Raw genomic sequence first — 25,085 nt, forward strand, 5'->3', positions numbered from 1 at the left:
GTCAACATGAAAGGTATCTTAGGTAAAAAACTAGGCATGACGCAAGTATTTACACCAGAAGGTAACGTAATTCCTGTAACGGTTATCGAAGCAGGTCCGTCTGTTGTATTGCAAAAGAAAGACCTGGAGAACGATGGCTATGAGGCTGTTCAACTAGGTTATGCCGACAAGAAAGAAAAAAATGCTAACAAACCTGAAACAGGACATGCGAAAAAAGCTAATACAGCTCCTAAGCGCTACGTTCGTGAACTCCGCGGTGTTGATCTTGCGGGATTCGAGGTTGGCCAAGAACTTAAAGCAGACATCTTCGCTGAAGGCGAGTATGTTGACGTAACTGGTATTTCTAAAGGTAAAGGTTTTGCCGGTGTTATTAAACGTTGGGGACAAAGAACTGGCCCAATGTCTCACGGTTCCCGTTACCACAGAGGACCAGGTTCCATGGGTTCCATTCAAGCGAACCGTGTACCTAAAGGTAAACACCTTCCAGGACACATGGGACATGAAACAATTACAATCCAACGTCTTGAAGTAATTAAAGTAGACGCTGAACGTAATGTATTGCTGGTTAAAGGTTCTATTCCTGGACCGAAAAACAGCTTCGTTAAAATTAAAGAATCGGTGAAGAAATAATCACCTAAGGAAAGGAGGAACACAAAATGCCAAAAGTAGCACTTTATAATGTCAGTGGTAGCCAAGTAGGAGAAGTTGAATTGAATGACGCGGTTTTCGGAATTGAGCCGAACACTCACGTACTTCATGATGCTGTTGTTATGCAACGCGCTTCCCTGCGTCAAGGTACACACAAAGTAAAAGGACGTTCTGAAGTACGTGGCGGCGGACGTAAACCTTGGAAACAAAAAGGTACTGGCCGTGCTCGTCAAGGTTCGATCCGTGCACCACAATGGGTAGGCGGTGGTACTGTATTTGGACCAACTCCGCGCAGTTATGCTTTCAAACTACCTAAAAAAGTTCGTCGTCTGGCGATCAAATCCGCATTGTCTTCTAAAGTGATCGATAACGAAATTATCGTTCTGGATGCTCTTACGCTGAATGCTCCGAAAACAAAAGAATTTGCAGCTATTTTGAATAACCTTAAAGTAGATCGCAAAGCTTTGATCGTTGCAACAGGCTATGATGATAATGTTGCTCTTTCCGCGAGAAATATTCCAGGTGTGAAATTCGTAGCGGCGGACGGCATTAATGTTCTTGACGTACTTTCGTACGACAAACTGATCATTACGAAAGATGCAGTACAGATGGTAGAGGAGGTTCTTGCGTAATGAAAAATCCTCGTGATATCATTAAACGTCCAGTAATTACTGAGCGTACAGCTGATATGATGGCTGATTTGAAATATGTTTTCGAAGTTGATATTCGTTCAAACAAAACGGAAATCAAGGCTGCTATTGAAGAAATTTTCAACGTTAAAGTAAAAGACGTGAATACACTTCGTGTTCCTGGTAAGTTGAAACGTTACGGTCGTTATTCTGGCTACACTCCAGAGTGGAAAAAAGCTTTCGTAACTCTCGCTCCAGACAGCAAAGCACTTGAGTTCTTTGAATCTGTATAAGAAACTGCTAAAGTAAGGAGGGAAATTCAGTGCCAATCAAAAAGTACAAACCGACATCTCCGGCTAGACGTAACATGTCCGTATCTACTTTCGAAGAGATTACGACTAACCAGCCTGAGAAATCGTTGCTTGCTCCGCTGAGTAAAACAGCTGGACGTAACAACCAAGGTAAAATTACGGTTCGTCACCATGGCGGCGGACACAAACGTAAATATCGTATCATTGACTTTAAACGTACTAAAGATGGAATACCGGGCACCGTTGCTACAATCGAGTACGATCCTAACCGGACTTCCAATATCGCTCTGATTCACTATGCAGATGGTGAGAAACGTTACATCATCGCTCCTAAAGGACTTAAAGTCGGGGATAAAGTTGAATCAGGTGCAACTGCTGATATCAAAACAGGTAACACATTACCTCTTGAAAATATTCCAGTAGGTACTGTTATCCACAACATCGAGCTTCAACCAGGTAAAGGTGGCCAATTGGTTCGCGCAGCTGGTACAGAAGCACAACTTCTTGGTAAAGAAGAAAAATACGTGACTGTTCGTTTGTCTTCTGGTGAGGTTCGCCGCATTCTTAAAGTTTGCCGTGCTACAATCGGATCCGTAGGTAACGGAGATCACGAATTGATTAAGATCGGTAAAGCAGGTCGTAACCGCTGGCTCGGAAAACGTCCTGAAGTTCGTGGGGTAGTAATGAACCCTAACGATCACCCACACGGTGGTGGTGAAGGACGCGCTCCAATCGGACGTAAATCGCCAATGTCTCCATGGGGTAAACCAACTCTTGGTTACAAAACGCGTAAGAAAAACAAAGCTTCTGACAAATACATCGTTCGCCGCCGCACGAAGTAATACACATCATTGTGCATAACTTCGCGCGCGCGATCGTGAATGAACGAGAACATTGGATGAAGGGAGGATTTACACATGAGTCGCAGTCTTAAAAAAGGACCATTTATTGATGGATACTTGATGAAAAAAGTAGAAGACATGAACGAGTCTGGCAAGAAACTGGTGATCAAAACTTGGTCCCGTCGTTCTACAATTTTCCCACAGTTCATCGGACATACGTTTGGTGTGTATGACGGCCGTAAACACGTTCCTGTATATGTAACGGAAGATATGGTTGGACACAAACTGGGTGAGTTCGCTCCTACGCGTACTTACAAAGGTCATGCAGCAGACGATAAGAAAACAAGAAGATAAATGATCAAGCGCTAATGTTTGAGAGGAGGTTAAACAATGGAAGCAAAAGCACATGCCAAGTTTGTTCGGATTGCTCCTCGTAAAGTTCAACTTGTTGTTGACTTAATTCGCGGTAAGCAAGTGGGCGAGGCGATCGCAATTCTGCGTCACACTCCAAAATCCGCTTCTCCAGTAGTTGAGAAATTGCTCAACTCTGCTATCGCAAACGCAGAGCACAATTACTCTTTGGATGTTAACAATTTGGTTATCTCGCAAGCCTATGTAAACCAAGGACCGACTATGAAACGTTTCCGCCCTCGTGCAATGGGACGTGCAAGTCGTATCAATAAACGCACCAGCCACATTACTTTGGTGGTATCCGAAAAATAAGGAGGGAAAACGTGTGGGACAAAAGGTAAATCCCGTTGGACTTCGTATCGGAGTTATCCGTGACTGGGAATCCAAATGGTACGCAGGCAAAGATTTCGGTGATCTCTTGCTTGAAGACGTTAAAATTCGTGAATACCTGAAAAACAAATTGAAAGACTCCGCAGTATCTCGTATTGAAATCGAGAGAGCGGCTAACCGTGTCAACGTAACGATCCATACTGCTAAACCAGGAATGGTTATCGGTAAAGGTGGTTCAGAAGTTGAAATTCTCCGTGGTCAAATCACGAAGATTGCTGGCGGTAAAAAAGTTCATATCAACATCTCTGAAATTAAACAACCAGATCTTGACGCAATTCTCGTTGCTGAAAGCATTGCACAACAATTGGAACGCCGTGTTTCTTTCCGTCGTGCTCTGAAACAAGCAATTCAAAGAACTATGCGTTCTGGCGCAAAAGGAATCAAAACACAAGTAGGCGGACGTCTTGGCGGTGCTGAGATCGCACGTTCTGAAGGCTACAGCGAAGGAACTGTTCCACTGCATACGCTTCGTGCCGACATTGATTACGGTACAGCTGAAGCTCATACAACTTACGGCCGTTTGGGCGTTAAAGTATGGATCTATCGTGGAGAGGTTCTTCCTCCGGCTAAGAAAGCTGCTAAGGAAGGAGGCAACTAATCATGTTGGTACCAAAACGTGTTAAACACCGCAAGCAACAACGCGGACACATGAAAGGCCAAGCTAAAGGCGGAACTACACTGAACTTTGGTGAGTACGGCTTACAAGCTACTGAGCCAGCGTGGATTACGAACCGTCAGATCGAGGCTGCTCGTATCGCGATGACTCGTTATATCAAACGTGGTGGTAAAGTTTGGATTAAAATCTTCCCTGATAAACCAATCACTCAAAAGCCTCTCGAGGTTCGTATGGGTAGTGGTAAGGGTAACGTTGAGAAATGGGTTGCTGTAGTTAAACCAGGAAAAATCATGTTTGAACTTTCTGGCGTACCAGAAGATGTTGCTCGCGAAGCAATGCGTCTGGCTGCTCACAAGCTGCCAATCAAAACGAAGTTTGTGAAACGTGAAGAATTGGGTGGTGAAGTAAATGAAGGCTAGTGAATTCCGCAACCTAACCACTGCTGAAATTGAGCAAAAGATTGCCGGATTTAAAGAAGAACTCTTTAACCTCCGCTTTCAACTCGCTACCGGTCAGCTTGATAACCCGACTCGTATTCGTGACGTACGTAAAGAAATTGCACGTGCTAAAACGATTATCCGTGAAAGAGAACTTGGGATTAGCTAATATATAGTACCGGATGGACAATCCGTCTGTAATTGAGGAAGGAGGGCCAACAATGAGCGAAGAACGTAACTCACGTAAAGTGTTGCTCGGTAAAGTGGTTAGCGATAAAATGGATAAAACAATCGTGGTAGCTGTAGAAACTTACAAAAAACATGATTTGTACCATAAACGCATCAAATACACGAAAAAGTTCAAAGCACATGATGAAAACAACACTGCGAAAATCGGTGATACTGTTAAAATCATGGAAACTCGTCCTTTGTCGAAAGACAAGAACTGGAGACTTGTTGAAGTCGTGGAAAAAGCGATTATCATTTAATGATTTTCAGCTTGACTGAAAGGAGGAAAACAAGATGATTCAACCATTTACACGTTTGGCTGTAGCTGACAACTCTGGTGCGAAGGAACTGATGTGTATCCGCGTACTGGGTGGTACGGGACGTAGTCGTACAGCTCAAATCGGAGACCTTATCGTTTGTTCTGTCAAACAAGCAACACCAGGCGGCGTTGTCAAAAAAGGTGATGTAGTAAGAGCAGTTGTGGTTCGCACAAAACGTTCTGTACGTCGTAAAGACGGATCTTACATCGCATTTGATGAGAATGCAGCAGTGGTAGTTAAAGACGACAGAAGCCCTCGTGGAACTCGTATTTTCGGACCAGTTGCTCGTGAACTTCGCGAAAAAGACTACATGAAAATCGTTTCCTTGGCTCCAGAAGTTATCTAATCAATACTAATTAATCCTTATGAAATAAGGGTTTGATTTATAGCTTGTTCACGCAAGTCATAGGAGGTGTACGAAATGGCAAAAGTGAAAAAGGTCTTGGAATCTCATAACAACAAGTTGCACGTCAAAAAAGACGACACTGTTATGGTGATCAGCGGTAAAGACAAAGGCAAAAAAGGCCGTGTCATCGCAGCTTACCCTCGTGAGAACCGTGTGCTTGTAGAAGGTGTTAACCTCGTGAAGAAACACCAAAAGCCTAACCAGCTTAATCCGCAAGGCGGCATCATCGAGAAAGAAGCTCCAATCCATGTATCGAACGTGATGCATATTGATCCGAAAAGCGGAAACGTAACCCGTATCGGTTATAAAGTTTTAGACAACGGCAAAAAAGTACGCGTTGCTAAACGTTCCGGAGAATCGATCGACTAATGTAACCGAATGAGAAAGGAGGTCCATAATTCATGGCAAGAATGAAAGAACGTTTTGTAAATGAAATAACTCCTGCTTTGGTGCAGAAGTTTGAATATAGCTCTGTAATGCAAGTTCCTAAAATCGAAAAAGTGGTAATCAATATGGGTGTGGGTGACGCTGTCCAAAACTCCAAAGTACTTGATTCCGCTGTGAACGATATGCAGCTGATTTCTGGTCAAAAACCAGTTATCACTAAAGCTAAAAAATCGATCGCTGGTTTTAAACTGCGTGAGAATATGCCAATCGGGGTTAAAGTGACATTGCGCGGCGAGCGTATGTACCACTTCCTTGATAAATTGTTCAACATTACTCTTCCTCGTGTACGTGACTTCCAAGGCGTATCAAACAAAGCGTTTGATGGTCGTGGTAACTACACACTTGGTCTTAAAGAGCAACTCATCTTCCCTGAGATTGAGTATGATAAAGTGGACAAAGTCCGCGGTATGGATATCGTAATCGTAACTACGGCTAAAACCGACGAAGAGTCTCGCGAATTGCTTACTCAACTCGGAATGCCTTTCGCAAAGTAAGAAACTAATAGTATCCGGGTGTCCCTGATAGACCCCGAATTCTCCGAAATTATTTAGGAGGTGTCAGGCTAAGTGGCAAAAACTTCAATGAAAGTTAAACAACAACGTGCTCCGAAGTTTAAAGTTCGTGCTTATACTCGTTGCGAACGTTGTGGTCGTCCACATTCTGTATTACAGAAGTTTAAAATTTGCAGAATTTGTTTCCGTGAATTAGCTTATAAAGGCCAGATCCCTGGCGTGAAAAAAGCAAGCTGGTAAAAAGTCCTGAACGGGAAGGAGGTTACACACAATGACTATGTCTGATCCAATTGCAGATATGCTTACTCGCATTCGTAATGCGAACACAGTTCGTCACGAAACGGTAGAAATGCCTGCTTCGACGATGAAAAAACAAATCGCTGAAATCCTGAAGCGTGAAGGTTTCATCCGTGATGCTGAATATGTGGATGATAACAAACAAGGAATCATCCGTATCTTCTTGAAATACGGACAAAACAACGAGCGTGTTATTACTGGTCTGAAAAGAATCAGTAAACCAGGCCTTCGTGTTTACACGAAAAGTAATGAAGTACCTCGCGTACTTGGCGGTCTCGGAATCGCGATCATTTCTACTTCCAAAGGCGTAATGACAGATAAAGAAGCTCGTCAAGCAAAATCTGGCGGCGAAGTTGTCTGCTACGTTTGGTAATATAAGTCACAAAACAAGGAGGTGCAACACATGTCCCGTATTGGTCGTAAACCAATTACTGTACCAAGTGGCGTAGAAGTCACTTTGAATGACGCCGTTATTACGGTTAAAGGTCCTAAAGGTACTCTTACACGTGAGCTTCATAAAGATATGAAGGTTACTGTTGAAAATAATGAAATTCTTGTTACACGTCCTTCTGACAACAAAATTCATCGTTCTTTACACGGTACTACTCGTTCCGTTGTTAGTAACATGGTGAGTGGCGTAACTGAAGGTTTTGCAAAATCTCTAGAGCTGGTTGGGGTCGGATATCGTGCAAGCAAATCTGGAGATAAAATCGTTCTGAACGTAGGTTACTCCCATCCGGTAGAAATCACTCCGGAGCCGGGCATTGAGTTCGAAGTTCCTTCGAACACTAAAATCATCGTTCGCGGTATCAACAAAGAGCGCGTAGGTGCTTATGCAGCTGAAATTCGTGCTGTTCGCGAACCTGAGCCTTACAAAGGTAAAGGGATTAAATATGAAGGCGAGCGCATCATCCGTAAGGAAGGTAAAGCCGGTAAGAAGAAATAAGTTTTCTTACCGACTTTGCTTCGTCCCTATCATATGGTGGCGATATGCTCGTGTTTCTAATATACCCTGTGCGTCTTAGTATGAAGCTTTTAAAGGCAAACTGAAGGGAGTGAAACGAAGATGATTACAAAACAAGATAAGAACAAAGTGCGTCTGAAAAGACATATCCGTGTTCGTGGTAAAATTTCTGGAACAGCTGAACGTCCACGTTTGAACGTATTCCGTTCATCCAAGCATATCTACGCTCAATTGATCGATGATGTAGCAGGTGTAACCCTGGTATCCGCATCAACTGTAGATAAAGCAATCAGTGGCGAAATCAGTAACGGTGGTAACGTAGAAGCGGCTCGTAAAGTCGGAGAACTCGTTGCTAAACGTGCAAAAGAAAAAGGATACACTAACATCGTTTTCGATCGTGGTGGCTACCTTTATCATGGACGTGTTCAAGCATTGGCTGATGCTGCTCGTGAAGCAGGGCTTGAATTCTAAGATATTTTTAAAAGGAGGTTAACGACTTGCGTGTAGATCCTAACACTTTAGAACTCACTGAAAGAGTTGTAAATATTAATCGCGTAGCTAAAGTAGTAAAAGGCGGACGCCGTTTCAGTTTCAGCGCACTAGTTGTTGTCGGCGATGGCAATGGCTGGGTTGGAGCTGGTATTGGTAAAGCTGGCGAAGTACCTGATGCGATTCGCAAAGGTATTGAAGATGCTAAGAAAAATCTGATTCACGTACCAATCGTAGGAACATCTATTCCTCACTTGATCACTGGTAAGTTCGGCGCTGGCCGTGTTCTTTTGAAACCAGCTTCTGAAGGTACTGGGGTTATCGCTGGTGGTCCAGTTCGTGCCGTTCTGGAACTTGCTGGTGTGGGTGACATTTTGACAAAATCACTGGGTTCTTCGAATTCCATGAACATGGTCAATGCGACCTTGGAAGGTTTGTCCCGCTTGAAACGCGCTGAAGATGTAGCGAAATTGCGTGGAAAAACTGTCGAAGAGCTTCGGGGCTAAGGAGGGAATCTCATGGCTAAATTGGAAATTACCCTCGTTCGCAGTTTGATCGGACGTCCTGAGACACAAAGAGCGACTGTTAACACTCTCGGTCTTCGTAAACTCAACCAAACTGTGGTTCATAACGACAATGCTGCAATTCGCGGTATGGTGAATAAAGTAAGTCACCTGGTTTCTGTTAAAGAACAAGGTTAATTCGTAGGGACTTTTCCCACAAATCATTAAGGAGGTGCAACTATGAAGTTACATGAACTTTCTCCAGCACCTGGATCCCGCAAAGAACGCAAACGCGTTGGACGTGGTACTTCCAGTGGTATGGGTAAAACTTCAGGTCGCGGTCACAAAGGTCAAAACTCCCGTTCTGGCGGTGGCGTTCGTCCGGGCTTCGAGGGTGGTCAAAACCCATTGTATCGTCGTCTGCCTAAACGCGGTTTCGTTAACCCTACTCGTAAAGAGTATGCGGTTGTGAATCTTGACGATCTGAACGGTTTTGAAGCAGGTACTGAAGTAACTCCAGAAATTTTGGTTAATTCGGGTATTGTGAAAAACACAAAATCCGGAATCAAAATTCTGGGTAATGGCGAAGTTACTGTGAAACTGACAGTAAAAGCGAACAAGTTCTCTCAATCTGCGGTAGAGAAAATCGAAGCTGCCGGCGGTAAAACCGAGGTGATCTAATGCTCACAACCTTAAAGAATATATGGCGAGTTGAAGATCTGCGGAAACGGATTTTATTCACTCTCTTTGTTCTGATAATCTATCGCATTGGCTCCTTTGTTCCGGTTCCCGGAGTTAACAAAGAAGTTTTCACTGCGGCAGATTCGCAAGGCAGAGAATTGTTTGGTCTTCTAAACACATTCTCGGGCGGAGCGTTGTTCCAATTCTCCATCTTTGCGCTCGGGATTATGCCATATATTACAGCATCCATCATTGTACAGCTTCTGTCGATGGATGTTATTCCGAAACTTGCGGAATGGGCTAAACAAGGTGAGCATGGTAAGAAGAAACTTGCACAGCTCACACGTTATGGTACAGTAATTTTGGGGTTAATCCAGGCTTTTGGTACATCTATTGGTTTCAACCGTTTGTATGGTCAGGAAATGGTACCGAATGCGACATTCATTGACTATGTTGTCATTGCGATCGTGTTGACTGCAGGTACTTCATTCCTCATGTGGCTTGGTGAGCAGATTACTGAAAAAGGTATTGGTAACGGGATTTCCATCATTATCTTTGCAGGTATCGTGTCTACCGTTCCTAATGTAATTCGTACTACAGTTGAATCTGAATTTATTCAGGCTGATCAAGTGTTCATGAATACACTTAAAGTGATTATCGTGGCACTCGTTCTCTTGTTAACAGTCGTAGGGGTTATCTACATCCAGCAAGCGATTCGGAAAATTCCGGTTCAATATGCTAAACGTGTTGTAGGTAACAAAATGTACGGAGGACAAAACACTCATATCCCGTTGAAAATTAACGCGGCTGGTGTTATCCCTGTCATCTTCGCTGTATCACTCCTGCAGTTCCCGGTGATTATCGCTTCTTTCTGGGCGGATTTGCCTTGGGCTCGGTGGGTAACTGAGCATTTGTCTTATGACAAACCGCTTGGTATGGTGCTCTATGTACTCATGATTATCGGCTTTACGTTCTTCTACACTTTCGTGCAGATGAACCCGCAACAAATGGCTGATAACATGAAAAAGAATGGTGGTTATATCCCAGGCATTCGCCCGGGTAAAGCAACTGAGAAATACTTGTCCCGTGTCATGACTCGTTTGACTATGACCGGAGCTTTGTTCTTGGCTGTCATCTCCGTTCTACCTGTATTCTTGGGTTCACTTTCTGGTTTGCCGCAAGTTGCACAACTTGCAGGTACATCCATGCTGATCGTAATTGGTGTAGCGCTGGATACGACCAAGCAAATCGAAAGTCAATTGATCAAACGCCATTACAAAGGTTTCATCAATAAGTAGCCATAGGTTCCGGTATATAAAGCAACCTATCATTTCTATGATAAGTTGCCAGAGCCGGCACCTATTGTGCTGTTTCTTGTTGAAGGGATAGTCTTGGAGGGAGTGACATAACGTGAACATTTTATTCATGGGCCCTCCTGGGGCAGGAAAAGGGACACAAGCAGAAGCAATTGTAAATGAATTCGGCATTCCTCATATTTCGACAGGTGATGCATTTCGCTTGGCGATCAAACAGGGAACTCCTATCGGGATGAAAGCTAAAGAATACATGGATCAAGGTTTGCTTGTACCAGACGATGTTACAATCGGTATTGTTGAAGAACGCCTTCAGCAGCCTGACTGCAAGAAAGGGTTTCTTTTGGATGGATTTCCAAGAACCATTTCTCAAGCAGAAGCGCTTGATGGTATTCTTGAACGTCTTAATACTGGTTTGGATCATGTCATCAATTTGAAAGTAGACCGTGACAAACTTCTGGCTCGTCTAACGGGTCGTCGCTTGTGCAAAAATTGCGGATCTACGTATCATGTTGTTTTTAACCCGCCTAAACAGGAAGGCATTTGTGATAAATGCGGCGGCGAATTGTATCAACGTTCTGATGATAATGAAGAGAGCGTAGGTACTCGCCTTGACGAATATATCAACAAAACTGCACCACTCCTCACGTTTTATGAGAACAAAGGTCTTCTGCGTCAAATCGACGGGGAACAGGAAATTCATGCGGTATCGCAAGAGATCGTATCCTTACTGCGAGGTTAATGGTAATGATCATTTGTAAGTCCGATGCAGAACTGGGATCAAACTGTGATGCAAGATTATCTCATACTTTAGTGCGTGATGATCGTGTATTTCACCGTCTTGCTCAGGTTTTGTCCGGAGAACTTGACCAAATGACTGATCAACATAATCGCAGTCAAGGGGCTGTGCCGTCTTTCACAGGTTATAACGGTTTTCCTGCCAGTATTTGTACTTCAGTCGATGAACGAAGAGTGCATGAAACGTCGAACAACGTTCAGATGGATACAATGTCGTATGACAATGTGCTGTGTGCTCAAGAACTTACCCTTGTTCTTAACCAGACAGGATGTCATTTTTACGAAAGCGAGATGCGTAGGTGATGAAACGATGAATCAGAAAATCCCACAAGTCGGACAGATCGTGAAAATACTTCGAGGCAGAGATGCCGGTCAGATTGCAGTAGTCATCGCTGTTGAGGACAACAGGTTCGTGTATATTGCTGACGGAGACAAACGTAAGTTTGACGGACGGAAGAAGAAGAATCTTCTTCACCTGGAACCCCAGCCGATGATTAGCAGCGAGGTTGTGAACAGCTTAAACGAAGTTGGACGGGTAACGAACGGAAAACTGCGTTATGCAGTTCAACAGTTCTTAAATGTAGGCGAAGTTCAAAGCTGAAGAGAAAGGAGACTAACTGTGGCCAAAGAAGATGTCATTGAAGTGGAAGGAACGGTCATTGAACCGCTTCCCAACGCAACGTTCAAAGTAGAGCTTGAGAATGGTCATCAAATTCTAGCTCACGTTTCCGGCAAACTGCGGATGCACTTTATCCGCATTCTGACAGGAGATAAAGTGGTTGTTCAGTTATCGCCTTATGACCTATCAAAAGGGCGCATAACTTATCGTAAATAGTAAGGCGTATTTTCTGAAATAACGATGAAGGTTTATAACAGCTTTGCATGGTATCGTATTCTGGTGTACGCTATGTACATGGATTGTGTATCATCTGGCTGTTAGCATGCTTTCGAAGTCAGTTTTACTCATCGTAAAACTTTGAGGAGGTAATCAACATGAAGGTAAGACCTTCTGTAAAACCTATCTGCGAAAAATGCAAAGTCATTCGCCGCAAAGGTAATGTAATGGTCATCTGCGAAAATCCGAAACACAAACAAAAACAAGGTTAATAGAAGGGGGTGTAGCGTAAAATGGCTCGTATAGCTGGTGTGGATTTGCCACGTGATAAACGCGTTGAGATCGCCTTGACTTACATTTTCGGAATCGGTAAAACGACTTCCCAGAAAATTCTGAGCGAAACAGGCATTAGTCCAAATACTCGTGTCCGTGATCTTACGGAAGATGAAGTGAGCAAATTACGTGATGGTATCGACAAAACGGTTAAAGTAGAAGGTGACCTTCGTCGAGAAATTTCTTTAAATATTAAACGTTTGACTGAGATCGGTTGTTACCGTGGTGTTCGTCACCGTCGTGGACTTCCTGTTCGTGGACAACGTACTAAAACAAATGCTCGTACGCGTAAAGGTCCTCGTCGTACTGTAGCAAACAAAAAGAAATAAGAAGGGAGGATAATCTACAATGGCTAAACCGAAAAAAGTCGTACGTACTAAACGTCGTGACCGTAAAAATATTGAGTCTGGCGTGGCTCATATTCGTTCCACGTTCAATAACACAATTGTTACTATTACGGATCCACACGGTAACGCTATCTCTTGGGCAAGCTCCGGCGGTCTTGGATTTAGAGGTTCCCGTAAGTCGACTCCATTCGCAGCGCAAATGGCAGCAGAAACTGCAGCTAAAGCTGCAATGGAACACGGCATGAAAGCAGTTGAAGTTATGGTTAAAGGTCCAGGTGCTGGCCGTGAAGCAGCGATTCGCTCTTTGCAAGCTGCTGGTCTTGAAGTTAACCTGATCAAAGACGTAACTCCTGTGCCACATAACGGATGCCGTCCTCCAAAACGTCGTCGTGTCTAATGAGATTTGCCCCCTTCGTGTGGTATAATCCGGCACAATCTGTTAATAATGGTTGTTTAGGCATACTACATGGTAACACTAGATAAGGTAAATATTTCATATCGGACCGACGTTTTGAAGGAGGGGTATTGCAGTGATAGAAATCGAAAAGCCGAAAATTGAGACGGTAGACGTCAACGATGATGGCACTTATGGCAAATTTGTGGTAGAACCGCTGGAACGCGGATATGGTACGACGCTTGGTAACTCGCTTCGCCGTATCTTGCTTTCCTCACTTCCAGGTGCGGCAGTTACATCGGTACAAATCGATGGAGTGTTGCATGAGTTTGCTACAGTTCCTGGCGTAATGGAAGACGTAACGGAAATCATTCTAAACCTGAAAGCATTGTCTTTGAAGATTCACTCTGATGAAGAGAAGATCCTTGAGATTGACGCTGAAGGTGAAGGGGCTGTTACAGCCGGAGATATTCGTGCGGATAGTGACGTGGAAATCCTTAATCCGGATCTTCATATCGCGACTCTTGGTCCAGGTTCGAGACTTCACATGCGTATTTATGCCAATCGCGGTCGCGGCTACGTCCAGGCAGATCGGAATAAACGCGATGATCAGCCGATCGGCGTCATCCCTGTGGATTCGATCTATACCCCGATTGCGCGTGTCAACTATGGTGTTGAAAATACGCGTGTAGGTCAAGTAACAAACTACGACAAGCTTACACTTGAAATTTGGACTGATGGTAGCATTCGTCCAGAAGAAGCAGTAAGCCTCGGCGCTAAAATTTTGACTGAACATGTACTGCTTTTCGTGGGTCTAACAGACGAAGCGAAAGATGCGGAAATCATGGTCGAAAAAGAGGAAGACAAAAAAGAAAAAGTACTCGAAATGACGATCGAAGAGCTCGATCTATCTGTTCGATCCTATAACTGCTTGAAGCGTGCTGGTATCAACACGGTTCAAGAACTTACAACGAAAACTGAAGAAGACATGATGAAGGTGCGTAACCTGGGTCGTAAATCTTTGGAAGAAGTGCAAGAGAAGCTCGAAGAGCTTGGTTTGGGTCTTCGTACAGAAGAGTAGCAACACGATTGCTTGAAGTGAAGGAGGGGAAAACATGGCATACCAAAAGTTGGGTCGTAACTCCAGTGCTCGTAAAGCATTGTTCCGTGACCTCGTAACGGATCTGTTCTTGTATGAGCGCATTCAAACGACTGAAGCTAAAGCGAAAGAAGTTCGTTCAATCGCTGAAAAACTGATCACTAAAGCTAAAAAAGGTGATTTGCACGCACGTCGTCAAGTTGCTGCATATGTGCGCCGTGAAACAATTGATGGTGAGCAGGATGCAATCCAAAAACTGTTCAGCGATATTGCACCACGTTACACTGAGCGTCCAGGTGGATACACACGTATCATGAAACTGGGACCTCGTCGCGGTGATTCTGCACCTATGGTTTACTTGGAATTAGTAGACCGCGTGTAATATGAGGCGAGAGTGAAGGAAGGGTGGACAGGATTTCGGTTCTGAACTGCCCCTTTTTTTCACTTACCTCAAGCATTAGTTTGGGGAGGAGCTCCGAGAGGAGCTCTTTTTCATTGTGAACTGCTACCATTATGAAGATGGTTGTTTGTGTTTAGTATGGTATTATGAGGTGAGATCAATGCGGAACATATGTATGCGTGTGAATTATGACGGGACGGATTATTTTGGTTTTCAGACCCAGCCCATTGGTAACACAATTCAGGACATCATCGAGAAATCGATTAAATTCCTGACTGGAGAAGAGATCAAAATCCATGCCTCGGGTCGGACAGATGCTGGGGTTCATGCAAGAGGGCAAGTGTTTCACTTTCACACAGAGTCCAAGATACCTCTTGAACGCTGGTGTATGGCCCTTAACACAAGACTTCCTGAGGATATCCTGATTACAGATGCATATGAAGTTCCACTTTCATTTCATTCCAGACGATCTGCCAAAAGAAAGACATATCGTTACACGATCAATGCGAATCAATTTGCAGATCTATTTAATCGGAGAACGCAGTTGCACCACCCAGGAAAGCTCGATTTTAAAGCAATGGAAAAAAGTCTATCGTACCTAATTGGTACACATGATTTCACTTCATTTGCATCGCGCCATTCAACAAAGGATTCTCATGTCAGAACTTTATATGAGGCGAGAATGGTCCACGACACTTCCATGTGCAGAGACGATCATCCTCGAGATCAAGGTATCATTCATGTTTATGTGACGGGTAATGGTTTCCTTCAACACATGGTGCGAATTATTATCGGTACGCTTTTGCAAGTGGGAGAGGGGAAACTGCAGCCGGAGGATATGAAACATATTCTGGCTGCACAAGACCGATCTGCAGCGGGTCCTACAGCGGTTAGTAAAGGTTTAATGTTATGGAGTGTTGAGTACGAAGATCTCCTAAAAAAAACCTGAGATAATGCCTTGCGAAGTAGCTTTTAATCGTGTAATATATAAGTTGTGTTTTCTTAATGGCTTTCCCACAGCCCCATTTAAGTAAACAGTATGCAATACACTTAAATCCATCAAACTAACAGCTACATTTAACGAATATAAAAGAATACTATTTATGCGTACTATGAACGCGATATTTGAAGGAGGATCTTTTCATGCGTACCACTTATATGGCTAAGCCTAATGAAGTTGAGCGTAACTGGCACATCATTGACGCTGAAGGCAAAACGCTTGGCCGTTTGGCGAGCGAAGCTGCGGCTCTGATCCGCGGTAAACATAAGCCACAATTTACTCCACATGTTGACTCTGGTGATTTCGTTGTAGTCATCAATGCTGAGAAAATTGTTCTTACTGGTAAAAAAATGGATAACAAAAACTACTATCGTCATTCCATGCATCCAGGTGGCCTCAAAGTCACTGTTGCAAAAGACATGGTAAAAAACAAACCTGAGCGTATGATCGAACTTGCTGTACACGGCATGCTTCCTAAAACTCGTATGGGTAACCAAATGAAACTTAGATTGAAAGCATATGCTGGCGCTGAACATCCACATGCAGCACAAAAACCTGAAGTTTACGAACTTCGCGGATAATTAAAAGGAGGACAGTTTCATGGCACAAGTACAATACTATGGGACAGGTCGTCGTAAACATTCGGTAGCTCGTGTTCGCCTTATACCGGGTGAAGGACGCATTGTCATTAACAAACGTGATATCAACGATTATTTCGGCGGTTTGGAAACACTCAAACTGATCGTTAAACAACCACTTGAACTGACTGAAACTACAAGCAACTACGATATCCTCGTTATTGCTCACGGTGGTGGTATTACAGGTCAAGCAGGAGCAATCCGTCACGGTATCTCCCGTGCACTTCTTAAAGCAGACCCTGAGTACCGTGGAGGCTTGAAAAAAGCTGGCTTCCTGACACGTGACCCACGTATGAAAGAACGTAAGAAATACGGTCTTAAAGCGGCTCGTCGCGCACCTCAGTTCTCCAAACGTTAATATTCCTTGGTTATCAAGGACTCAAAGCCTCTGGCCATTATGGTCAGGGGCTTTTATTTTATTTCTAAATTTAATAGTCTCATTTGTTGGTTATTAGAATACATAAGCGTTCCTAATAGCATATGGATCATATCGTTTTAGTACTAATGTTGATTCGGGTTTAGATAATCGTTCAGTTCTAGAAATCGTAATTTGCAGAATCACAAGGTCCTTCTTCTTCTGAAGATAGGGCTTTTTTTGTTTACATTGTTCGTTGTTCGTCGATTTAGAGTATATAAAGATAAATCCATTTAAAATTCTGACAAAATTCCTTGGATATAGCATTGACATATAACTGGAAATATTTATACTTAATTGTAATTCATATCATTTATATCGGTTTAGTGTAAGAACATTACCCATACGGGAGGTCTTTATTATGAATCTGTTAGAAAAGGAAGAGTTGGCAAGAGAGAAGGCAATTGAGCTGGAAGATGCTTCTCCCGAAGATATTATTCAATATGCCGTTGAAACATTCCCAAACATTACATTTGCATGCAGTTTTGGTGCTGAAGATGTAGTTCTTGTGGATATGCTCCAAAAGATCAGTCCTTCTACTGATATTTTTTATCTAGATACAGATTTTCATTTTAAAGAGACATATGAAACAAGAGATCGTCTTGTAGCGCGATACCATATTGATTTCGTGCGAGTATCTCCCAAGATTACACCTGCAGAGCAGGCAGCTACTCATGGAGAAGAACTATGGAAATCCGAACCGAATGCTTGCTGTAATATACGAAAAGTAGAACCGCTTACTCGTATTTTGTCTCAATATGATGCTTGGATCACAGGGATTCGGCGTGATCAAGCACCTACTCGCGCTAACTCCAAAAAGGTGGAGTACGATACGAAATTTGGACTCATGAAATTCAATCCGATTGCTGGTTGGACGAATGAAGATGTATGGAATTACATTAAAGAAAATAACTTGATTTATAACCCATTGCATGACCGCAATTATCCAAGTATCGGGTGCGAACAGTGTACTAGACAGGTTATGCCAGGAGAAGACCCGCGTGCAGGACGGTGGTCTGGGAATGACAAGACAGAGTGTGGTCTTCATAAATAATGTATTCATATCCATTTCATAGATGTTAAAGTGTATAAAGTTCATAGGGAGATGAAATCATGGCTTCGATATTACCTCACGGCGGTATATTAGTGAACCGGATTGTAGATGAAAGTAAAAGAGAAGAAATGCTTGTTGCAGCAGCGGATCTGAGGAGTTTATCTATTAGTAACTGGACCATCTCTGATCTTGATTTGATAGGCGTGGGCGCGTTCTCTCCACTTACAGGCTTTATGAATGAAGCGGATTACCAGTCAGTCATTGAAGGAATGAGGCTGGCCGATGGTACTGTTTGGAGTATTCCTATTACTCTTGATGTAGATGCTATTACAGCAACATCTCTCCACATTGGAGAGACCATTGCACTTACAGGCCAAGACGATGGTATCATATACGGAACACTTAAGGTAGAGAGTATTTATGAAGTGGATCATGATAAAGAAGCGATCCGTGTTTATAAGACGAATGATAAGGAGCATCCAGGGGTAAAAAAACTATTTGAACGCTCAACATTTTATATAGGCGGACCTATCTACGTATTAAATCGTAAGCAACCTTCTAAATTTAATGAGTTTTATTTTGACCCTGAGCAAACAAGGCAGCTTTTTGAACAAAATGGTTGGAAGACGATCGTCGGATTCCAAACACGAAATCCTGTGCATCGTGCTCATGAATATATCCAGAAGAGTGCAATGGAGATCGTAGACGCTTTGTTCCTCAATCCGCTGGTTGGTGAAACAAAGTCAGATGACGTACCTGCTGATGTCCGTATGAACAGCTACCTAGCTCTCCTTGAAAATTACTATCCTGCGAATCGGACTTTCTTGGGTGTCTTTCCAGCAGCAATGCGTTATGCAGGGCCGAGAGAAGCGATTTTCCATGCGATTGTACGTAAAAACTACGGCTGCACCCACTTTATCGTTGGACGTGATCATGCCGGTGTAGGGGACTTCTACGGTACTTATGAGGCACAGGAGATTTTTAATAACTTTACACCTGAGGAATTAGAGATTACTCCACTGTTCTTTGAACATAGTTTCTATTGCTTAAAATGCGGTAACATGGCTTCAAGCAAAACATGCCCGCATAGTAAAGAGGATCATATGACCTTATCAGGTACTAAAGTAAGAGCTCTATTACGTGATGGTAAATGTCCTCCACCTGAATTCACACGTCCAGAAGTGGCTCAGATTCTGATTGAAGGGATGACGGAGCACGTAACATCCTAGTCTTCATAAGATTGTCCATTTGAACGGTATATTTGTCCACCTCGTCCCATATAGATCATTATGGTCAGTTATGGGATCGGAGGTGGCTTTTTTATGCGTAAACAACGTCCAAACAAATTTATGGTATGGATTCATGTAAGTACGATGAAAAAACTGATGATGGGTGCTCTTTTATTAGCGCTCTTCATTTGTATCGCAGTGTATGAGGTTCCAGCATCCAAAACATGGAGTTCGTGGAGCTTGCCACTATCAGGTAAAGTCATAGCTTTAGATGCCGGACATGGGGGACCTGATGGAGGAGCAGTCAGCAAACAGGGGATTATTGAAAAAGATATCAATTTAGCAGTTGCCTTATACTTACGTGATTATTTGCAGCAAGCAGGTGCTACAGTCGTAATGACGAGAGAGAAGGATATGGATCTGGCATCGCCTGAGACAAAATCATATGCAAGACGTAAAACAGAAGATTTGAAGAAGCGAGCTCAGATGATTAATGACAATAAAGCAGATCTTTTCATTACCATTCATATGAATAGTATTCCTTCTAACCGCTGGAGTGGTGCTCAGGTGTTTTATTATCCTAATCATGAGGACAATGCGGATTTTGCTGCACTTGTGCAGGATGAGATACGAAGAAATCTGGAGAACACAGATCGAATTGCAAAAACAGTGAACACGGTATATCTACTGCAAGCTCTAAAAATGCCTTCCGTTTTAGTGGAAGTTGGTTTTCTCTCTCATCCTGAGGAATCAAGACTTCTCGCCGATGAAGAGTATCAGCGTAAAGTTGCAGCTTCCGTATATAAAGGAATTTTGAGATATGCATCTGGTGAAAAAATGAAAAAGTAGGCCCTCCGCACCTCGGTGAGTGATATAATGGACGTGTATGAGAAAGATCTGAGTGAAAATACATGCCAATAGATAAAGCTGAGGTGCAATCATCATGTTATCAAGAGATCAGGTACTAGAAGTACTTTCTTCATTACAGGAGCCTGTTAGCGGTCTGTTGTTTACAGACTTGCAGTTTATTCGGGACATCATGGTAAAAGAGAGTAGCGTTGCTTTAACTTTAATTTGCTTAACTGAAGATGAAACCGTTCGCAATACATTAAAAAATAATGCCACTACCTTGCTTCAGGAAGCCGGTGTAAAAGACGTGCATGTAAGAACACGTCTTGCATCAGACGCTGAAAAGGATGTTCTTCCAAGCTCCGTACAAGGTTCTACAACAGGAACAGAGCCATCGGATGATGAGGTGCTTGTGAAAGGCCATGCGGCCGGGATGGAATCCCATGAGTTGCTCGATCCTGATTCAGGTGTGACCTTCATTGCTATAGCTAGTGGTAAAGGTGGAGTGGGAAAATCTACGGTTACCGTCAATTTAGCTGCAGCTCTAGCGAGACAAGGTAAAAAAGTAGGCGTCATTGATGCCGACATTTATGGTTTTAGTGTGCCAGATATGATGGGTATTGAGGAAGCGCCAGTAGTTAGAGATGGAGTTATCCAACCAGTTGAACGTTTTGGTGTGAAGGTAATGTCGATGGGGTTCTTTGTACAGGAGAACAGCCCGGTGATTTGGAGAGGGCCCATGCTCGGTAAAATGTTAAGACAGTTCTTTAGTGACGTGAATTGGGGAGACCTTGATTATATGTTGCTTGATTTACCACCGGGAACAGGAGATGTTGCGCTTGACGTACATCAAATGATTCCACAAAGCAAAGAAATTATAGTAACGACACCACATGCGACTGCGGCCTTTGTAGCTGCGAGAGCAGGAGCTATGGCAATTCAAACGAATCACGAGTTGCTCGGAGTCATAGAAAATATGGCATATTATGAATGTAGCTCTTGCGGTACCAAGGATTATGTATTTGGAAGAGGTGGGGGAGGGCGTTTGGCTGAAAGCCTGCACACCGAACTTCTTGCCCAGATCCCACTCGGAGCACCAGATAATCATATTTCGGAACCAGATTTTTCACCTTCTGTGTACAAGGCCAGCACAGAAATAGGAAGTATGTATGACGAAGTTGCTAAACATCTAATTCGCTGATCTGTATACGGACGACGTTGATGTTCAATCGAGAAAGATCAATAGAGCACACTCTGTTTTGTGATTAAGGCCATTCCCAAATCAGATCATTCAAAAACACGGCCAAGCGAGCTAATTCGCTTGGCCGTTATTTTTTCATCTGATAAATTATAATTCACCTTAATATTAAACGTAATAAAGTTACCACCTAGCTACTACCACCTGATCCACTTCCTCCGCCACCTTCATTTCCATTACCTTCTCCACCGCCGCTTTCTCCTTGCCCCTTAGATTGTCCATTTTGGCTTTGAGAACCGCCAGCGCCTTCACTTTTTTTGGGTTGCAGTTCTTCTTTAACAACCGCCTGTAGGAGCTCCATGACTTCCATTCGGAAGATGGGGTTTTGCATAGCTTCATGCATAACAGTCATCGTTTGTTTACGGTAATCAGGCGTTTGGGTTAATTGGAGTAACATCTTAGTCATCTCAGGGGACTTCAACATGTCTTCCATAGATTTTTGATAAGTTGGATCTTTAATAAGTTCCATATGAATTTGTTTGCTTTGAGAATTTACTACCTTGGCAAATTCTCCAGCGAACTTCGGATCCTTCATGATTTCTTCAAACTCTTTTTTATACTCAGGTGAAGAAAGCGTGTCTCGAACGGCCATTCTGATTTCATTTGGTGAGCTTCCGGATGTAAGCATTTTTATACCAAATCCTTTAGAAGATGAGCTGGATTTATTTTCGGAACCGCCTGAACCACCATTCGAGCCACCCTCAGATTCACTATTTGAACTTTCACTGGAGCTGCTACTTTCCCCAAGAAGAGCTTCTTCCACTGCTTTTTTACCTTCATCACTCTTTAGAATATCAATAACCATTGATTTTGTTTCTTTATAACTACTCTGTGGTGCAGCACTTTGGTTGTCAGATCCGCAACCGGATATAATTGAAGCAAGACCGCCTACCATAAACAAGTATCGTAAATTATGCCATTTCACGTGCTTCACATCCCCTTTGTCTGAATACTGATTGTAGTATGTGGGGCAGGGGAAGGATTTATGTCTGTAAAGCCATGGTGTTTTTTAGAGATCATTGGTAAAATACACTTGGAGGTGGAAAAGGTTTGAATTTAAGGAAATGGTTTAACTTGTTTTGGCAAACCTTATGTATTGGCGGAATAGCGTCATTAATTACAGGTCTTTTGCTCACGACTGGGGAGTATAAGCCTTCAGGTACGGCTGATTTCTTGTTGTATCTTCTTATTTTATTCGGAGCTGGAACGATGATTAGTGTCTATTCTCAGCTTGGCTTTTTCGCTTACTTGATCCTAAACTATATGGGGAGAGGCACATTTTCTTTAAAAACATGGAATTACATTCAGCTAGCATTAACAATTCTTGCTTTGCTCGAATTAATGTTCTTCCGAATATTTATGGATAACAGTAAAACAGGTATTCCGGATATGTTGCTTGGATTTATTATTTTAGCTACTGCACTTGTAACCGCTTATTTTAAAGTGAAGGCTACTAATAGTAATGCCCTAATTCCGACTTTATTTTTCATGATCGCATTAACGATTGTTGAAACAATCGGTGTCTTAAATATTGGGGAACATGCGGCAACTACGTTTACAGTCATTCCGCTTCTTGCTTGTAATACATATCAAATTCTAATACTTCACCGTCTTGTATCTCGATCAGATTCCATGCAAAAGAGCTAACTCGCGTTAGCTCTTTTTGATTACAGTCCAGCAGCATCTTCGATTTGTTGATCTAAGAACGCTTGATCCCGTACTTCGGTTCCTTTCACATTTGACTGATTAATTAATTCAGATACAGTAACGAATTCATATCCTTTTTGGCGGAGCTCATCGATAATAATTGGCAATGCCTCATGTGTTTGTTTGACGGAGTCGCTGGCATGAAGGAGAACAATATCACCTGGATGAGCTTTACTCACGACACGATTCACAATTTGATCGACACCCGGATTCTTCCAATCAAGGGAGTCGGTATCCCATTGAACGACCTGATAATTGAGTTCGTCCGCAATACGAAGAACTCTTTTGTCAAAATCGCCATTAGGAAGGCGGATTAAGTTAGGTTCTTTTCCAGACACTTCGGTTAAAATAGAATGGGCTGTGGAGATTTGTTTTTGGATTTCCTCTTCTGTTAAACTGCTGTAATTCACGTGTTTGTACCCGTGACTTCCAATTTCAAATCCTGCGTCCTTAATATTGGTGACCATCTCAGGGTGTGTTTTAGACCATGGAGCGGACAGAAAGAAAGTAGCTTTCTGAACTTTTTTATCTTCAAGTACTTTTAATATAGGTTCGGTGCGTTTATCTCCCCAGCTAACATCAAACGTTAAAGCAATTAGTTTCTTCTCAGTAGGAACGCTATAAACAGCGGTTGGGGTACCACCTTCTGAGAATACAGAAACATTTTCTGTTTCCACGTAAATAATTCCTAGGGTGAAGATGGCTGCAGCGAAAACAATTAGAAATTTCTTGATCTTTCGTCCATTTAACACATAGAAGTATGAATTCATAATCGATGCTCCTTCCATTTACCAGCTCGTTTACTTTAAAGTGTATGCTCGTACCTTGTACATATGACAAGCAACCTGAATGCTCTGAACTAACACTAAAAAAGGGGGACCATTATGTTTCGTTTTCAAACTTTTCTTAAAGATCTTAAATCCACGTCGAGATATATCTTGGCGGCGACAATCATTTTTCTAATAGGAGGGGTACTGGGTTGGGTTAGTACAGGAGCTCTGCAAGATATCATGATCCAGCAAATTAGTGGGTTAAAAGAAATAAGTGAGCAATTACAGCAAGGAGATCACATTCAATGGAACTTTTTTACGTTTATTTTTTGGAATAATGCTGTTAAAGCAGTACTTGTAATCTTTGCAGGTGTATTAGCAGGTATTATCCCTATCTTCTTTCTTGTGATAAATGGGGGAGTTTTAGGCTTTCTTCTTCATTTATCCTGGCAACAGGATGTAAGTATGTATGACGTCGTTGTAAAAGGACTACTTCCTCATGGGATTATAGAAATCCCAGCCATTATAATTGCATGTGCGTTTGGTCTGAAGTTCGGTGTACTTATTATTAAATATCTGGGTGAGTTGAATAAGGACTCTCGTGCAAGAACAACAAATCTACGTGCATTTATGAAACAAACTGTGACCGCATCAATATGGATCGTTATTCTTTTGTTTGTTGCAGCTATTATTGAGAGCACCATTACATTTGCGCTTGTACAGTAAATTTCAAAAGAGATTCATATTTTTGGCAAAACATGAGCATAACAATAAAACATCTTGTAAGTCAGACTAAAAACACGATGAAGGAGTATTGTGATGCTCGGAATGTTGTTTAATGAGAAGGAATGCAAAGAACTAGACTATGTACTCCGCAAAGAACTCGATGAGATGTTGCTCGATCTCGGTGATTCTAGGTTGGATCGTGAAATTCGTTATGCTATAGCTAATCGTTATAAAACAGTCTTCCGCATGTATGCGAGGTTTGCACCAGCAAAAGAACTATCCAAATACGCGAGAAATGCACGGCTTTCACAGTTCAAATAAATAATAGATATAAAAAAATCCCTTTCAGTAAAACTTACAACAGTGCTGAAGGGGATTTTGTTCATCTCCGTAAATTGTTAGTGATTAGGGTCAATAGATTGTGGTAATACATAGTTAAGAGAAATCGGCATATAGCATAATATTTTTTTTGCGAAAAGTATTGACCTAGCCAGCAAAAATGTGATAAATTATAACTCGTTCCTTTCGAGTAAGATTCCTGGTCAGCAGGAGCTTACAGAGACTTTCGAAAAAAGTTTCAAAAAAAAGTCTTGCATTAAAGAAGAGAACATGATATATTATAAAAGTCGCCGCTGAAATTAAAAAAACGGTGATGAACATGAAGTTAGACGAAAGATTTGATCTTTGAAAACTGAACAACGAGGAGTTTTACGCAAGTGAAACTCATGAGTGAGTAATACAATTTCAATTTGTTGGTCATAACAAATGGAAAAAAAGAGAACGTTAAGT

The 25,085-nt window shown here is 42.4% G+C and carries 40 protein-coding genes and 2 pseudogenes; 40 read left to right on the forward strand and 2 right to left on the reverse strand.

All coding sequences use genetic code 11. The features are described 5' to 3' along the window. Nucleotides 1-6: 6 nt before the first annotated feature. From rplC to KFT32_RS21590, 37 genes and pseudogenes are all read left to right on the forward strand, one after another. Nucleotides 7-630 carry a 50S ribosomal protein L3 gene (gene rplC, locus KFT32_RS21410; RefSeq protein WP_211749518.1) on the forward strand — a complete coding sequence of 208 codons (624 nt, stop codon included), beginning with the start codon at nt 7-9 and terminating at the stop codon, nt 628-630. 26 nt (nt 631-656) lie between these two features. After that, the gene (gene rplD / locus KFT32_RS21415; RefSeq protein ID WP_211749519.1) at nt 657-1,280 is read left to right on the forward strand and encodes a 50S ribosomal protein L4; all 624 of its coding nucleotides are present in this window, start codon (nt 657-659) and stop codon (nt 1,278-1,280) included. Continuing rightward, a complete protein-coding gene (rplW, locus tag KFT32_RS21420) occupies nt 1,280-1,570 on the forward strand; it encodes a 50S ribosomal protein L23 (RefSeq protein ID WP_211749520.1) in 291 nt (96 codons plus the stop codon). The genes rplD and rplW overlap by 1 nt, the downstream gene beginning before the upstream one ends. A gap of 29 nt (nt 1,571-1,599) precedes the next feature. Continuing rightward, nucleotides 1,600-2,430: a 50S ribosomal protein L2 gene (gene rplB, locus KFT32_RS21425; protein WP_211749521.1), complete on the forward strand. Its 831-nt coding sequence runs from the start codon at nt 1,600-1,602 to the stop codon at nt 2,428-2,430. Between the two features lie 75 nt (nt 2,431-2,505). Further along, nucleotides 2,506-2,784, forward strand: coding sequence for a 30S ribosomal protein S19 (rpsS, locus tag KFT32_RS21430; protein WP_211749522.1), 279 nt, complete (start codon nt 2,506-2,508; stop codon nt 2,782-2,784). A 36-nt stretch (nt 2,785-2,820) separates the two neighbouring features. Next, nucleotides 2,821-3,153 (forward strand): 50S ribosomal protein L22, encoded by a 333-nt coding sequence (rplV, locus tag KFT32_RS21435; protein WP_211749523.1) that lies wholly within the window; start codon nt 2,821-2,823, stop codon nt 3,151-3,153. Nucleotides 3,154-3,166: 13 nt separating this feature from the next. Continuing rightward, nucleotides 3,167-3,829 (forward strand): 30S ribosomal protein S3, encoded by a 663-nt coding sequence (rpsC, locus tag KFT32_RS21440; protein ID WP_211749524.1) that lies wholly within the window; start codon nt 3,167-3,169, stop codon nt 3,827-3,829. Between the two features lie 2 nt (nt 3,830-3,831). Beyond that, the gene (gene rplP, locus KFT32_RS21445; RefSeq protein ID WP_160036613.1) at nt 3,832-4,266 is read left to right on the forward strand and encodes a 50S ribosomal protein L16; all 435 of its coding nucleotides are present in this window, start codon (nt 3,832-3,834) and stop codon (nt 4,264-4,266) included. Beyond that, entirely contained in the window at nt 4,256-4,453 is a 198-nt protein-coding gene (gene rpmC, locus KFT32_RS21450) for a 50S ribosomal protein L29 (protein WP_047914082.1), read from the forward strand. The genes rplP and rpmC overlap by 11 nt, the downstream gene beginning before the upstream one ends. Before the next feature lie 52 nt (nt 4,454-4,505). After that, the gene (gene rpsQ, locus KFT32_RS21455) at nt 4,506-4,772 is read left to right on the forward strand and encodes a 30S ribosomal protein S17 (RefSeq protein ID WP_211749525.1); all 267 of its coding nucleotides are present in this window, start codon (nt 4,506-4,508) and stop codon (nt 4,770-4,772) included. 34 nt (nt 4,773-4,806) lie between these two features. Then, nucleotides 4,807-5,178, forward strand: a complete 372-nt coding sequence (rplN, locus tag KFT32_RS21460; protein WP_211749526.1) for a 50S ribosomal protein L14 — start codon at nt 4,807-4,809, stop codon at nt 5,176-5,178. Between the two features lie 75 nt (nt 5,179-5,253). Next, nucleotides 5,254-5,607, forward strand: coding sequence for a 50S ribosomal protein L24 (gene rplX / locus KFT32_RS21465; RefSeq protein WP_076315706.1), 354 nt, complete (start codon nt 5,254-5,256; stop codon nt 5,605-5,607). Between the two features lie 32 nt (nt 5,608-5,639). After that, nucleotides 5,640-6,179, forward strand: a complete 540-nt coding sequence (rplE, locus tag KFT32_RS21470) for a 50S ribosomal protein L5 (protein ID WP_211749527.1) — start codon at nt 5,640-5,642, stop codon at nt 6,177-6,179. A gap of 72 nt (nt 6,180-6,251) precedes the next feature. Further along, nucleotides 6,252-6,437, forward strand: coding sequence for a type Z 30S ribosomal protein S14 (locus tag KFT32_RS21475; protein ID WP_010348808.1), 186 nt, complete (start codon nt 6,252-6,254; stop codon nt 6,435-6,437). Nucleotides 6,438-6,468: 31 nt separating this feature from the next. Continuing rightward, complete coding sequence (gene rpsH, locus KFT32_RS21480; RefSeq protein WP_076315708.1) at nt 6,469-6,867, forward strand: 30S ribosomal protein S8; 399 nt, start codon at nt 6,469-6,471, stop codon at nt 6,865-6,867. 30 nt (nt 6,868-6,897) lie between these two features. Continuing rightward, the gene (gene rplF, locus KFT32_RS21485) at nt 6,898-7,440 is read left to right on the forward strand and encodes a 50S ribosomal protein L6 (RefSeq protein ID WP_211749528.1); all 543 of its coding nucleotides are present in this window, start codon (nt 6,898-6,900) and stop codon (nt 7,438-7,440) included. 120 nt (nt 7,441-7,560) lie between these two features. Further along, entirely contained in the window at nt 7,561-7,929 is a 369-nt protein-coding gene (gene rplR / locus KFT32_RS21490) for a 50S ribosomal protein L18 (RefSeq protein WP_211749529.1), read from the forward strand. A gap of 26 nt (nt 7,930-7,955) precedes the next feature. After that, the gene (gene rpsE / locus KFT32_RS21495) at nt 7,956-8,453 is read left to right on the forward strand and encodes a 30S ribosomal protein S5 (RefSeq protein WP_211749530.1); all 498 of its coding nucleotides are present in this window, start codon (nt 7,956-7,958) and stop codon (nt 8,451-8,453) included. Between the two features lie 12 nt (nt 8,454-8,465). Beyond that, on the forward strand, nt 8,466-8,648 hold the full coding sequence (rpmD, locus tag KFT32_RS21500) for a 50S ribosomal protein L30 (protein ID WP_211749531.1): 183 nt from the start codon (nt 8,466-8,468) through the stop codon (nt 8,646-8,648). Nucleotides 8,649-8,690: 42 nt separating this feature from the next. Then, the gene (gene rplO, locus KFT32_RS21505; protein ID WP_211749532.1) at nt 8,691-9,131 is read left to right on the forward strand and encodes a 50S ribosomal protein L15; all 441 of its coding nucleotides are present in this window, start codon (nt 8,691-8,693) and stop codon (nt 9,129-9,131) included. Further along, nucleotides 9,131-10,429 (forward strand): preprotein translocase subunit SecY, encoded by a 1,299-nt coding sequence (gene secY / locus KFT32_RS21510; protein ID WP_211749533.1) that lies wholly within the window; start codon nt 9,131-9,133, stop codon nt 10,427-10,429. The genes rplO and secY overlap by 1 nt, the downstream gene beginning before the upstream one ends. A 112-nt stretch (nt 10,430-10,541) precedes the next feature. Further along, on the forward strand, nt 10,542-11,186 hold the full coding sequence (locus KFT32_RS21515) for an adenylate kinase (RefSeq protein ID WP_211749534.1): 645 nt from the start codon (nt 10,542-10,544) through the stop codon (nt 11,184-11,186). A 113-nt stretch (nt 11,187-11,299) separates the two neighbouring features. Then, nucleotides 11,300-11,422, forward strand: a pseudogene (locus KFT32_RS27730) (type I methionyl aminopeptidase); the annotation flags it as partial. Nucleotides 11,423-11,552: 130 nt separating this feature from the next. Then, nucleotides 11,553-11,859 (forward strand): annotated as a pseudogene (locus tag KFT32_RS21525) (KOW motif-containing protein). Nucleotides 11,860-11,861: 2 nt separating this feature from the next. Continuing rightward, complete coding sequence (gene infA / locus KFT32_RS21530) at nt 11,862-12,077, forward strand: translation initiation factor IF-1 (protein WP_018753971.1); 216 nt, start codon at nt 11,862-11,864, stop codon at nt 12,075-12,077. A gap of 158 nt (nt 12,078-12,235) precedes the next feature. Continuing rightward, nucleotides 12,236-12,349 carry a 50S ribosomal protein L36 gene (rpmJ, locus tag KFT32_RS21535; protein WP_003333770.1) on the forward strand — a complete coding sequence of 38 codons (114 nt, stop codon included), beginning with the start codon at nt 12,236-12,238 and terminating at the stop codon, nt 12,347-12,349. 21 nt (nt 12,350-12,370) lie between these two features. Beyond that, on the forward strand, nt 12,371-12,739 hold the full coding sequence (gene rpsM / locus KFT32_RS21540) for a 30S ribosomal protein S13 (RefSeq protein ID WP_076315710.1): 369 nt from the start codon (nt 12,371-12,373) through the stop codon (nt 12,737-12,739). Nucleotides 12,740-12,758: 19 nt separating this feature from the next. After that, on the forward strand, nt 12,759-13,154 hold the full coding sequence (rpsK, locus tag KFT32_RS21545) for a 30S ribosomal protein S11 (RefSeq protein WP_017692100.1): 396 nt from the start codon (nt 12,759-12,761) through the stop codon (nt 13,152-13,154). Between the two features lie 133 nt (nt 13,155-13,287). Next, nucleotides 13,288-14,232, forward strand: coding sequence for a DNA-directed RNA polymerase subunit alpha (locus KFT32_RS21550; RefSeq protein WP_160036627.1), 945 nt, complete (start codon nt 13,288-13,290; stop codon nt 14,230-14,232). Between the two features lie 34 nt (nt 14,233-14,266). Further along, nucleotides 14,267-14,632 (forward strand): 50S ribosomal protein L17, encoded by a 366-nt coding sequence (rplQ, locus tag KFT32_RS21555; RefSeq protein WP_160036628.1) that lies wholly within the window; start codon nt 14,267-14,269, stop codon nt 14,630-14,632. A gap of 178 nt (nt 14,633-14,810) precedes the next feature. Further along, nucleotides 14,811-15,599 (forward strand): tRNA pseudouridine(38-40) synthase TruA, encoded by a 789-nt coding sequence (gene truA, locus KFT32_RS21560; protein ID WP_211749536.1) that lies wholly within the window; start codon nt 14,811-14,813, stop codon nt 15,597-15,599. A gap of 194 nt (nt 15,600-15,793) precedes the next feature. Further along, nucleotides 15,794-16,231 carry a 50S ribosomal protein L13 gene (gene rplM, locus KFT32_RS21565; RefSeq protein WP_211749537.1) on the forward strand — a complete coding sequence of 146 codons (438 nt, stop codon included), beginning with the start codon at nt 15,794-15,796 and terminating at the stop codon, nt 16,229-16,231. A 19-nt stretch (nt 16,232-16,250) separates the two neighbouring features. Beyond that, the gene (rpsI, locus tag KFT32_RS21570; RefSeq protein WP_211749538.1) at nt 16,251-16,646 is read left to right on the forward strand and encodes a 30S ribosomal protein S9; all 396 of its coding nucleotides are present in this window, start codon (nt 16,251-16,253) and stop codon (nt 16,644-16,646) included. 418 nt (nt 16,647-17,064) lie between these two features. Beyond that, nucleotides 17,065-17,757: a phosphoadenylyl-sulfate reductase gene (locus tag KFT32_RS21575; RefSeq protein ID WP_211749539.1), complete on the forward strand. Its 693-nt coding sequence runs from the start codon at nt 17,065-17,067 to the stop codon at nt 17,755-17,757. A 59-nt stretch (nt 17,758-17,816) separates the two neighbouring features. Beyond that, nucleotides 17,817-18,986 carry a sulfate adenylyltransferase gene (sat, locus tag KFT32_RS21580; protein WP_211749540.1) on the forward strand — a complete coding sequence of 390 codons (1,170 nt, stop codon included), beginning with the start codon at nt 17,817-17,819 and terminating at the stop codon, nt 18,984-18,986. Nucleotides 18,987-19,106: 120 nt separating this feature from the next. Beyond that, nucleotides 19,107-19,835 carry an N-acetylmuramoyl-L-alanine amidase CwlD gene (gene cwlD / locus KFT32_RS21585; protein ID WP_481856360.1) on the forward strand — a complete coding sequence of 243 codons (729 nt, stop codon included), beginning with the start codon at nt 19,107-19,109 and terminating at the stop codon, nt 19,833-19,835. A gap of 94 nt (nt 19,836-19,929) precedes the next feature. Beyond that, nucleotides 19,930-21,036 carry an Mrp/NBP35 family ATP-binding protein gene (locus KFT32_RS21590; RefSeq protein ID WP_211749542.1) on the forward strand — a complete coding sequence of 369 codons (1,107 nt, stop codon included), beginning with the start codon at nt 19,930-19,932 and terminating at the stop codon, nt 21,034-21,036. A 187-nt stretch (nt 21,037-21,223) separates the two neighbouring features. Here the strand turns inward: KFT32_RS21590 and gerD are convergent, their stop codons facing one another. After that, a complete protein-coding gene (gene gerD, locus KFT32_RS21595) occupies nt 21,224-22,018 on the reverse strand; it encodes a spore germination lipoprotein GerD (protein WP_211749543.1) in 795 nt (264 codons plus the stop codon). Between the two features lie 125 nt (nt 22,019-22,143). Here gerD and KFT32_RS21600 point away from each other — a divergent pair, with 125 nt between their 5' ends. After that, nucleotides 22,144-22,740, forward strand: coding sequence for a KinB-signaling pathway activation protein (locus KFT32_RS21600; RefSeq protein ID WP_211749544.1), 597 nt, complete (start codon nt 22,144-22,146; stop codon nt 22,738-22,740). A gap of 20 nt (nt 22,741-22,760) precedes the next feature. Here the strand turns inward: KFT32_RS21600 and pdaB are convergent, their stop codons facing one another. After that, complete coding sequence (gene pdaB / locus KFT32_RS21605) at nt 22,761-23,570, reverse strand: polysaccharide deacetylase family sporulation protein PdaB (protein WP_211749545.1); 810 nt, start codon at nt 23,568-23,570, stop codon at nt 22,761-22,763. A 114-nt stretch (nt 23,571-23,684) separates the two neighbouring features. Here pdaB and KFT32_RS21610 point away from each other — a divergent pair, with 114 nt between their 5' ends. Together KFT32_RS21610 and KFT32_RS21615 are read left to right on the forward strand one after the other, a co-directional pair. Further along, on the forward strand, nt 23,685-24,296 hold the full coding sequence (locus tag KFT32_RS21610; protein WP_211749546.1) for a stage II sporulation protein M: 612 nt from the start codon (nt 23,685-23,687) through the stop codon (nt 24,294-24,296). 93 nt (nt 24,297-24,389) lie between these two features. Further along, nucleotides 24,390-24,617 carry a hypothetical protein gene (locus KFT32_RS21615; protein ID WP_211749547.1) on the forward strand — a complete coding sequence of 76 codons (228 nt, stop codon included), beginning with the start codon at nt 24,390-24,392 and terminating at the stop codon, nt 24,615-24,617. Nucleotides 24,618-25,085: the final 468 nt, after the last annotated feature.

It is taken from the genome of Paenibacillus sp. Marseille-Q4541, assembly GCF_018310695.1.
In the GTDB taxonomy this organism is placed as follows: domain Bacteria; phylum Bacillota; class Bacilli; order Paenibacillales; family Paenibacillaceae; genus Paenibacillus.